The organism is Brunnivagina elsteri CCALA 953 (genome assembly GCF_002289455.1).
GTDB classification, from domain to species: domain Bacteria; phylum Cyanobacteriota; class Cyanobacteriia; order Cyanobacteriales; family Nostocaceae; genus Brunnivagina; species Brunnivagina elsteri.
Window position 1 is genome coordinate 1 of record NZ_NTFS01000239.1, and the last position, 10,404, is coordinate 10,404.

11 protein-coding genes are annotated in these 10,404 nt (G+C 37.8%); 6 read left to right on the top strand and 5 right to left on the bottom strand.

Going from position 1 to position 10,404, the window contains the following annotated elements; translation table 11 throughout:
* Positions 1 to 10: 10 nt before the first annotated feature.
* Together CK510_RS31880 and CK510_RS19305 are read right to left on the bottom strand one after the other, a co-directional pair.
* A complete protein-coding gene (locus tag CK510_RS31880; RefSeq protein ID WP_158224929.1) occupies positions 11 to 196 on the bottom strand; it encodes a hypothetical protein in 186 nt (61 codons plus the stop codon).
* A 17-nt stretch (positions 197 to 213) separates the two neighbouring features.
* Positions 214 to 777, bottom strand: coding sequence for a response regulator (locus CK510_RS19305; RefSeq protein ID WP_095723251.1), 564 nt, complete (start codon positions 775 to 777; stop codon positions 214 to 216).
* Positions 778 to 1,056: 279 nt separating this feature from the next.
* Between CK510_RS19305 and lipA the strand changes: the two genes are divergently transcribed.
* From lipA to hrmK, 3 genes are all read left to right on the top strand, one after another.
* The gene (gene lipA, locus CK510_RS19310) at positions 1,057 to 1,926 is read left to right on the top strand and encodes a lipoyl synthase (RefSeq protein ID WP_095723252.1); all 870 of its coding nucleotides are present in this window, start codon (positions 1,057 to 1,059) and stop codon (positions 1,924 to 1,926) included.
* Positions 1,927 to 2,122: 196 nt separating this feature from the next.
* Complete coding sequence (gene psaX, locus CK510_RS19315) at positions 2,123 to 2,257, top strand: photosystem I protein PsaX (RefSeq protein WP_095723253.1); 135 nt, start codon at positions 2,123 to 2,125, stop codon at positions 2,255 to 2,257.
* Positions 2,258 to 2,738: 481 nt separating this feature from the next.
* On the top strand, positions 2,739 to 4,640 hold the full coding sequence (hrmK, locus tag CK510_RS19320; protein ID WP_095723254.1) for a hybrid histidine kinase/response regulator HrmK: 1,902 nt from the start codon (positions 2,739 to 2,741) through the stop codon (positions 4,638 to 4,640).
* A gap of 113 nt (positions 4,641 to 4,753) precedes the next feature.
* Here hrmK and CK510_RS19325 read toward each other — a convergent pair whose 3' ends face one another.
* Positions 4,754 to 5,089, bottom strand: a complete 336-nt coding sequence (locus CK510_RS19325; protein WP_373695815.1) for a helix-turn-helix transcriptional regulator — start codon at positions 5,087 to 5,089, stop codon at positions 4,754 to 4,756.
* Positions 5,090 to 5,360: 271 nt separating this feature from the next.
* Here CK510_RS19325 and CK510_RS19330 point away from each other — a divergent pair, with 271 nt between their 5' ends.
* The 3 genes from CK510_RS19330 (at position 5,361) to CK510_RS19340 (ending at position 7,266) form a co-directional block, all read left to right on the top strand.
* Entirely contained in the window at positions 5,361 to 5,810 is a 450-nt protein-coding gene (locus tag CK510_RS19330; protein ID WP_211293231.1) for a hypothetical protein, read from the top strand.
* 662 nt (positions 5,811 to 6,472) lie between these two features.
* Entirely contained in the window at positions 6,473 to 6,934 is a 462-nt protein-coding gene (locus tag CK510_RS19335) for a VOC family protein (RefSeq protein WP_095723256.1), read from the top strand.
* A 47-nt stretch (positions 6,935 to 6,981) separates the two neighbouring features.
* Positions 6,982 to 7,266 (top strand): hypothetical protein, encoded by a 285-nt coding sequence (locus tag CK510_RS19340; RefSeq protein ID WP_095723257.1) that lies wholly within the window; start codon positions 6,982 to 6,984, stop codon positions 7,264 to 7,266.
* Between the two features lie 29 nt (positions 7,267 to 7,295).
* On the opposite strand, the gene CK510_RS19345 is transcribed toward CK510_RS19340, so the two are convergent.
* Together CK510_RS19345 and CK510_RS19350 are read right to left on the bottom strand one after the other, a co-directional pair.
* Entirely contained in the window at positions 7,296 to 8,066 is a 771-nt protein-coding gene (locus CK510_RS19345; protein WP_095723258.1) for a class I SAM-dependent methyltransferase, read from the bottom strand.
* Between the two features lie 29 nt (positions 8,067 to 8,095).
* Positions 8,096 to 9,676: a metallophosphoesterase family protein gene (locus CK510_RS19350; RefSeq protein ID WP_095723259.1), complete on the bottom strand. Its 1,581-nt coding sequence runs from the start codon at positions 9,674 to 9,676 to the stop codon at positions 8,096 to 8,098.
* Positions 9,677 to 10,404: the final 728 nt, after the last annotated feature.

The following is a 10,404-nucleotide window of genomic DNA, read 5'->3' on the forward strand; positions in this document are numbered from 1 at the left end:
TCTGCGAGTATTACGTAGCTTGCTTCTCGCTCCGCGAGTATTGCGTAGCTTGCTTCTCCGCTTCGGAGTATTGCGAACGGAGGATTTTACCCCGACACAAAACACGCTGCCTTTCTATTGCTGGGGAATTAAACAGAACAAGCTTGTGAAACAAAAAGCCTGCACATGCAGGCTTTGATGATTGAAATCCGAACATAATTAGTTCAGCGAAAGTTATTTGATTTTTTGTTTAATAAAGGTGACAACTTGGGCTAATTGTTTCTTCAAGCTGTCGATTTCTGCTTGCATTTTGGCAGTTTTATCGTTCAATGCTTGAATTTCAGCCGAAGAAGTAGAACCTCCAATACCGTTTTGTATTCCACCTATAGACGCGGCAATTTGGGATTGGTCTTGGCGAGGTTGTTTTGCCTTTGCCATTGCTGCTTTGATGGCACTAATCAGTTGTTTTTGGTCAAAGGGTTTACCAAGAAACTCGAAATATTCAAAGGGTTCCGAGATTTTCTCTGTCACCTCTTCTTTTCGACCGGACATGATTACTAGGGGAATTTTTCTGAGTTCCGGGCTGGCTTGAATTTGTTGAAATACATCCCATCCGCTCATTTTTGGTAGAAGAAAGTCCAGCATGATTAGGCTTAATTTTTCCTGTTGGATTAATTTAAACCCTTCAAGTCCGTCTTTTGCTTCCAAAACTTGGAAATTCCCCGGAGGTAACATTTCTCGTACTTTTACCCTGACCACTGTAGTGTCATCGATAACTAGAATTTTGTTACTTGCCACGACTGTTTGCTCTAACAGATACTTTAGGTTTAGATGGCGCGAACGCCTTAACAATGAATGAATCCTCCCACTATATCCAACATTTATGTTGATTGGGGGATAGTATATTCTGGGAAATGTAACTAAATTGTAAAAATTCTTTCTCAGTATTTACGTGTATTCTTTTAAAGAAAGTACAAAGGTAAGATTAAGGGGAATTGAGGAAGATAAGATATTGATTAAGATGCGTTCAGCAGAAAACAGCTAATCCCCCATGCCTTTTCCACTAAACTATTAACTATGTCTTCTAATGCAGAACTAAAGTCGGAAATTATGGCGATGCCTAGTTGGCTGCGTCGTCCAATTGCTAAGGCTAGCGAACTTTCAACAGTGCAGCAAATCATCAAACAGCTTCAAATACATACGATTTGCGAGGAAGGACGCTGCCCTAATCGTGGAGAATGTTACGCTCAAAAAACGGCGACTTTTTTGTTGATGGGTCCTATTTGCACTAGGTCTTGTGCTTTTTGTCAAGTCGATAAAGGACATGCACCAATGGCTATCGATGAAGATGAACCACAAAAAGTCGCAGAAGCCGTAAAGCTTTTGGGATTACGTTATGTTGTCCTGACTTCGGTAGCGCGGGATGATTTACCAGACCAAGGTGCTGGGCATTTTGTCAAGACAATAACAAGAATCCGCGAGTTAAACCCTGGTGTTCAAATAGAAGTATTGACTCCTGATTTGTACGGTGATATTTCACGAATCAAAATGATTGTGAAGACAAAACCAGCTTGTTTTAATCACAATATTGAGACGGTACGACGTTTAACAAATCCTGTGAGACGTGGAGCAAAATACGATCGCTCGCTTTTTGTCTTGCAAACAGTCAAAAATATAGATAGCACAATTCCCACTAAATCAGGTTTGATGTTGGGACATGGAGAAACCCAGGATGAAGTGATACAGACGATGGAAGATTTGCGTCGGGTAGGATGCGATCGCATTACCCTTGGTCAGTATATGCGTCCATCCCTAGAACATTTACCTGTACAGAAATATTGGACTCCCGCAGAATTTGACGAATTTGGTGCGATCGCTAGAAAAATAGGATTTAGTCATGTTCGCTCTGCTCCCCTAGTTCGCAGTTCCTACCATGCTGGTGAGTAGTTAGGAGTTAGGAATGAGGAGTTAGGGATTAATAATTTCCTACCCCCATGTCCAATCCCAATGCCCAATGACCAATGCCCAATGCCCAATGCCTAATAATTCATTAACAAACAAAAATATTTTTTACAAAAACAGGCAATTGGGACGGAGGTTTGGTATTTCTAAAGAAGTTCTTAAAGTTAGGAGTTGAAAAAAAATGGCACCTACAGTTGGTCAAGATGTCCCAAATCCCGGCGCTAAACCGTCTTACACGTTTCGTGCTGCATGGGCAATTCTATTGTTGGCTATCAACTTTTTGGTAGCAGCATACTATTTCCAGATTATTGTCTAGTTTGTGGCAATGTTTTGACAGTTTAATCTCGCCAAATTCAGTAAGTAGGCAAAATTAATTACACAGGCTTTTAACCTGAAACTCTAAGCCAGCTTAGAAGCTAATGTATAAATATTTTTCCTTAATTACTTAATTCTGAGCTAAGAAATACACTCTTTCGCAGGAACTAGGGGAAATATTTCTCCTTGTCCCTGCGTCTTTTTGTGCCAACTTCAGCCTTAATCGCGATAGCTATAATATCTTAATTCCAGCCAAACACAGTTTTTTAGGTAGAATTAGTATCAAGCTATTAAAAGTTTGATGGTATCTAAGTGTTATTGCTGTTTTTGCTATATAATTTATTACGGTATATATTGAAATTACAGTTATATTTGACACTTTGAGTTTTAGCCTATAAATATAGATATAATTGTGCGCTAGTATACATAGGAGCTATTCCGCTTTTGTGCGAGATTATATTTGTCCAACGGTCGAGTTGACCATGCAACACTATTCAAGCCTACCAGAAGAGAAAAACTTACAAGTTGATGAAATGCCGAAACTTCTAAATGCAGTTCAGCAATTGCGTGCTGAACTGTGGTTGGAACGTGGTTTGAATAAGTTACAATATCGCTTTAATGAATGTTTCATTTCCGCTTGTAGTCATAATTTGCAACACGATCGAATAGAAGCGGAAATTTTTCAAGTCGTAGTTGATGAACTCAACGATGTTTTGAATTTTAGTCAATTAGAGATACTTTCTCTCGAAAAATGTCATTGTGCGATCGCATTATCTCAAACTGGTGAAAGCACATGCAAAATATCCTATATTTCATCGTCGAGGGAAAATTCTCAAAAATTACCTGTGACACTGAAATCACAACAGGAATCATATTTTACTTTGGAAGAAGTAGTTGTTCAAGAAGATTTGCTGTTCTTGGAAACACAAGAACCCCGTGGTGCTTTTTCGATTGCGGTTGGTTCTGAAGATGTTGTCGGATGGCTAATTGTCGCATCTGACCGAAATATTACTGATGACCAAAACTATAGTGATGCCATAAATAATCCTAATAATCACTTAAAAAATAAATTGCGATCGCAGTTTATTGAACAAGCTATTCAGCGATGTGTCGCAGCATTGATACAAGTAAGGCAAATGCAATCCTTACAGCAGGTTTGTCAGCACTTAGAAAACTTTAACCAGGAACTTCAACGCACTAACCAAGTAAAAAATCAGTTTTTGGCAAATACAAGTCACGAAATTCGCACACCATTAAGTTCTATTCTTGGTTTTACTCACTTATTATTAGCTCAAGGTTTCGATCCCAGTCGCGATCGTCATCAAGAATATTTAAATATAATCCAGTCTAGCGGCAAACATTTATTAGCTTTGATTAACGATATTTTGGATTTGTCCAAGATTGAAGCGAATCAAATGGAAGTGCAGTTGGAAACCGTAGATTTGCCTGCACTGTGTCGAACCGTTTTTGCATTAGTAAAGGAAAAAGCCGCTAATAAAGGGTTGCAAATTAAGTTGGAGGTCGAAACAGACGTTACCACATTAACTGCTGATTCCCTGCGACTCAAACAAATGCTACTAAATTTGATTTTTAACGCATTAAAATTTACCGAAAAGGGAACCGTAGGTTTACAGGTAAAACAACAAGGTGATTTTGTACATTTTGTTGTCTGGGATACTGGTACAGGTATACCAAAAGAACATCAAGGTGAATTGTTTCAACCCTACTCGCAAATTGCCAATGCTTTAGTCGGAAGGGATGAGGGTACAGGTTTAGGTTTATCTGTCACTCGTAGACTAGCGGAGCTTCATGGTGGATATGTTGAAGTTGAATCTGAAGTTGATAAAGGTTCACGATTTACAATTGCATTACCGCTTCATCCTTGTATCGAACTATTAGAAGAGGGTGGTGCTAAAGTCGAAAATATAGAGAATATTAATCATTCTAATAATCTTCATAATTGTAATATTTATTTATCTTTACCCCCCCTTATTTCCCCTTCCCATTCTCCAAAAATTGTGCTAGTCGAGGATGATTCACCCAATGCAAATTTAATGCAAACGTATCTGGGGAAATTGGGTTATCAAGTAACTTGGGTCAAAAATGCTGCCGATATGTGGCAAAGTTTATTAGAAGAAGTTCCGGCAATAATCCTTATGGATGTTTATTTGCCTGATGGGAATGGTTTGAATTTAATTAAGGAATTACGCAGAAATAAAAAGTATAAAAAAATCACAGTTGTCGCCCAAACCTCAATGGCAATGAAAGGCGATCGCGAAATTTGTCTTGTTGCTGGTTTTGATGAATATATTTGTAAACCAATTGAATTACCATTACTAGCTGCATTAGTGGCTAAATACAGTCAGACTGAAAATTTAGAGTGAAATGGGAAGAAGTCAGAATAATTCCCATAAGTTTACGACAAATTTGTGTAAATAAATTTACTATTTAAAAATACCAAAAAGCCAAATATTATCGGCAATATTCTTTTTTACTTCTACTTGCCTACCTCTGGTTTTACTTTATCCACAGACGACTCAGATGTAGAATCAGTTTTCACCCGATCTGCGATCGCTTTCAAAACTATTCCGATTTCAGACATCGGCATCACTCTGATTTGCTTGACAATCTGCTGAATCTCTGAGTTATGAGGCTGTGACTTGACACCCAAATAGTTGAGTAATCCTTCAATCGTATATCCCGTGCGATCGGCAATATTTGCTAAATTCATGATATCTGGGATTGATTCTCCCTTCTCCCAGAGTTGAACTGTGGTATAAGATACACCTAATTCCTTCGCAAAAGACCTTTGACTCATTGAATCACGAGCCATTTTAATCACTACACCTAATTTTTTTCTTGCTTCTAAATCCACTGCCGTACTATTTCCGCAACTGTACTGAGAAATTAAATATCAATTTGATCCATCAAAAATTCAGTGTTGACAAAATATTTTGTCGATTTCATTATATAAACAGAATTGTCAATGACATATATCTAGAATAAAAGCTGACCTTAAATGTAAGATGTAAACTAGCTTATTTTAGCCCAGATGAATCTTTAAGGTTGGTTTGCTATATAAAATAATTCAGGGAATCGGCATCATGGTTAATAGATTAAGAAATCGAAGCAAACCTATACCTCAAAGTTTTATATCGGCTAATAAGATTAAACCAGAAGTTTGGCGTATAAGCGAGCCTGTCATCATTCAAACTCTTAAAAATCAAGGTTTTGACATCAAAAAGCTTAAGAAAATTAAATATCTCCGGCATCAAGTTTGTATTTCCTACTGGAACGAAAAAGGTGGGATATGTAGTGGGTTTTTCAGTTATCGGATTTTTGAACGCTGGCAACATGTCGTGGAAAGGCTAGTATACAATTGTAATAGCTTGTATGAGATACATCGTCTTAATCAAGCGATCGCATACGAATTTACCAATTATCCATATCCCGTAGAAATAGAAGCCGCGATTAATGAAACCATAGAAGGTTGTACTACCCAACTGACGGAGCTTGCTAGTTACAAACGAAACCAGTATTTAGTTGCAAGTTAGTTGAGTCTGAGAGGCTATTATTTGCGATCGCATTAAACGGAAGTTATACCACCTATTATCTGGATGAAAGTCCTGATTCTGCCATAGTTCAAGAAGCTTTGCTTGCAACTCATGTCAACAAATGTGAGTATGGGAAGTCTTGAATAATAGGTTGCAGCAATGTCACAAGTCTTTTCTATCCGAAAATTCACTCTATTTTTTGCTTTATACGTACTTGCTAGTTTAGCTGTTTACCTCATAGCTTCTAATACAATTGCTGCTTGGATAATTTATTTATTCATTCTTGTACCGTTCTATATAGTTTGTATTCTCTATCTTATTATCCTGAGTTTAAATGGCTCTTCCGTCTGTTTTATGCAAAAGCCACTTACGCTATTATTAAATAACGCATCTAAAAATATTAAAACCCCTTCCCTGTAAGGGTTTAAAGCTATTAGTCAACAAGTTTCTAGTATTGTGTTCCATAAAAGCAACGCAAGAGCCAAACTTTTTTCCTTTCTTTCTTTCTTTCTTCCTCTTCGCGTCTCTGCGCGAGCTTTTTCTTAAAAATAATCAACTGTCAATTATCATAAATTTAAGACTTTGACCACTTAGGAATATAATCTTAGATATGAAGTTAGGCAGTTCACCGAATCAACTAAACTAAGTAAGTAAGTATAGTCATGCGATCGCACCTACAATCTCTCAAAAGCGTATTAGCACGTGGTGATTTGCGTCGAGTCCACCATATTGCCCTCAACGTCAAAGATATGCAAGCTTCTAGACACTTTTATGGTGATATCTTAGGATTACACGAACTCATAGGTAAGGAAATCCCCGAAACATTAGCAAAATTAGTTGCAGAAGGGAAAGTTGCCAATTTTGAGACTCCAGATGGAACAGTAGTAGATTTATTTTGGGAACCCGATTTACTACCCCCCGACTCCAACCCCGATCGTACCTTTACAAGAGCGTACCATCTTGCATTTGATATTACACCAGAACTATTTGACCACGCAGTGCAGGTTTTGCGAGAAAATGAAATTGCGATCGCACATGGTCCTGTTACTCGCCCCACAGGTAAAGGTGTATACTTCTACGATCCAGATGGATTTATGGTCGAAATTCGCTGTAACCCAATTTAAAAAGCTAAAATCCCAACTACAATAAACAACCATTAAAAAAACATAAAATGTCAGAACAAGCTAAGTTATATCAAGTCATCGAAGACGCAATCAAAAGACCTTTAATTCCCCACGAACCCGCAAAACAATCACTCAAACAATGGGCAATGTTTGTATTACGTGATAAAGGATTCAAAGTCATATACGCTCAAAATGCTGATTTTGCCATTGAACGAAATGGAGAAAAACTATATTTAAAAGTTGCCAATACAAACCATGAATTAGACGGTAAATTTAGCTGGATAATTTGGGATAGTATGACAAAATCTGTCAGTGTAATTCCAGCAAAATAACTTCAATCAACCTTATACAAAACTACACATCAAGCAACAGGCTTTTCAAAAATTATAATATGCTGCTGTGGCAAAATATTTCTAGTTTCACGCCAAACTAAACCAACAGCTTGCATTTCCTTTTTAACCTGCTTCTGCGTCATTTTATGCAAAGCTTTAATCATAATAAAAGGATTTTCCCCTCGGTACTCCACAAAAGCAACTCTACCTCCCTTTTTTAAAGCCTTAACAATTCCCGTCAGCATCTCACGAGGATATGCAAACTCGTGATAAGCATCAACCATTAAGGCTAAATCAATACTCTCAGGAGATAAATTTGGACTTGTTTCTGTTGCTAAAATAGGTTTAACATTGCTGATATTCTTCTCTTGTTGAAAATATCCAATAATTTCTAGCATTTCCGGCTGAATATCCACAGCTAACACCTTACCTTCCCTCAACATAGGTGCAATTAAAAAGCTTAAATAACCTGTCCCCGCACCAATATCAGCCACAATATTATTAGGTTTTAATCCCAGCGCATTCACTATTTTACTTGGCTGTTCCTCAACTTCACGACTTCCACGTTCCAACCAACCCGCACCAGTATGTCCCATTACCCGTGCAATTTCTCTCCCCATATAAAACTTACCAATCCCATCAGGATTATGATTGCTGTGTTGTTCGTAAATATAGCTAGATGTAGGACTTAAATCTGTAGTGCTTGCATATGCAATTTGCGGATTAACAAATATAAAATATCCTAAAATAAACACCACAAAAAAGGAAAAAAATGAGACAAAATCTTTTATATATTTCATTTATATTTTATATTGAGGTATCACAAAAATCATAACTCAAATGATTCCATCGGAATATCAAACCATTCACCCTGATAACGTTCAGTCACAAATGGACGCACAATAAACTTCGGAGGATTGCCAGCTTTTACATCTATCCTTACAAATGAATAAGGCAATTTTTTTAAAAAATCATATCCATTACGACCTACAAATAGATATGAATCAGCAACTTTACGATGGGGAGAATCGCTTCCATCTGCAGAAACTATAAACCTTTCCATCAACTCGTTTCCTTCTTGACGCTGACGACGAGGACGATGACCACTACCACCCGAAACTATACAATTAATGTGCGAATCAGCATGTCCAGTATCAGTTGTTCGCAGATATTCCAAACAATGAGCATGACCATTGAAAATCAAATCTACAATTGGACGTTCCCCATTCCGAGAACCCAAAGTTTGTGCGACTGCATCGAAAACCTCCCGTAAACGATGACGAACAGCCAAAGTTTGTGCTTGATGCCACTTACTTGCCTCAGTCACATAAGGAGGATGGTGAAAATAAAGTATTCTACCCCGTACTTCCTCTGTATGCCAAGACTCAATTAGACGCTGCTTCAGCCAATTAAGTTGTTCCCAATCGATTAAATGAGTCGAACTCGCTCCCAGCTGCTTTTCAATGTCGATTTTGATTTCATCAATTTGATTTAACTTTGCATTAAGCGCATCAAACTGTTCTACATCTTCTGGATTATCTGGATTAAGCTTGGCACGAGCATCTAAAATTTGAATCTCTTCTACTTCAATTGCACGACGATTTTTTTCCAATTCGCGACGATTACTTTCTCCCTCTTTTGTTGCAGGTATTGGAGAAGGTAGATTAAATGTATCCGAGTCAAGGGCAAAAAAATCAATCCCACCATAACGGAAGGTATAATATCTATTGGGGACACGAGTAAAAAATCCCGGCTCATAACGTAAACATCGTCCCGTATTAGTTTTTGCTGAGTAGAAAGTATCTAAGTGTTCCGCAAGCATTTGGGGAGACTTTGCCACATCCAAACAATCTATAAATGCTCGTGCATAGGCATTTCCTCCTCCCGATCCATGCCAACCAATCTCAATATCTTTGTACTTGAACAAACGTCGTAACATCAACGTACTACCGTACACCAAACGCGACATCAACGGTACATCATAATAATCGTGATTTCCTAAAACAGGTAAAATCGGTGTTTTAAAAATCATCCTATCAAAAGCAATGTGCTTCGGACTTTCCCCACCCTCCAAAAACTGCCGATAGGGTTCAATAAAATTCTGTGGGTAATATTCATGGGAACCAACCACATACATTACATCACCCGTATGTAGCACAAAACTACATTCATCGAGATGGGGAAGCATCATCTCAGCAACCCTTCTCTGTGGGTGAAAATCGTGATGTGGCTTAGTTCCACTATCACCAATTACCATAAACGAAAAATCCGGGTTATCTTGCTTCCCATCGTCCAAAACCATACAGGTTTGGTCAATCGAACGCTGGATAATACTTGGATGCTGCCATAGCACCCTTTCCTTCATCTTTTGGATCCTGAGCGAAATGGGTGCTTCAGATATTAACTTCATGACAGAAAACTCCCAGATGCAACTTATAACTCCTTTGTTTCCGCATCCTGATTTTACCTGTTTACTTGGTAAATGCGAAATTATTGAATCATTTTGTGGAATATTTTGCTGCGATCGTAAATGTCATCCATATATATAGTTAACGTAGTTAGGACTTACGCACTGTACAAACCAGTCATCTTGTGCATCAACCTAAATGCGTTGTTTCAAGCTTTTATCAACCACTTTTAATTGGTTGATAAAAGCTTGATTGGGAGCAGAAAAATCAAGCAAGAAGCGTAGAAACCCATACCCCTATTTTAATTTTTTTGTCAATGCGTAAGTCCTAGTAGTGTCAATTCAACTGACTGAGAATTGCGATCGTTAAACACCAGAACCTTCTTCAACATTAACAAATACTAATTTCTCCAAAAAGCCTCTACCACAAGACTTTTACAGAAATTGAGAGTACCCCAAAAATAAAAGTAGAAAAAAGAGTTGACAGAATAAAAAAGTATAGCTACTATAAGAAAGTTGCCAAGGGAAAGAGCGCAAGAGAGCGCAGTTCCGAAGCAGTCGAACCAAGAAAATTATATAGTTTGGAAGTCAGTATATAACACTTGGTAAGTGTAAGTAAAGAAATAAAGAAAAACTGATTAAAGAAGTCAGTTTGTAGAAAGAGCTAAACAAACAAATTTGATTTTGTTTTGAACAAAATGGAGAGTTTGATCCTGGCTCAGGATGAACGC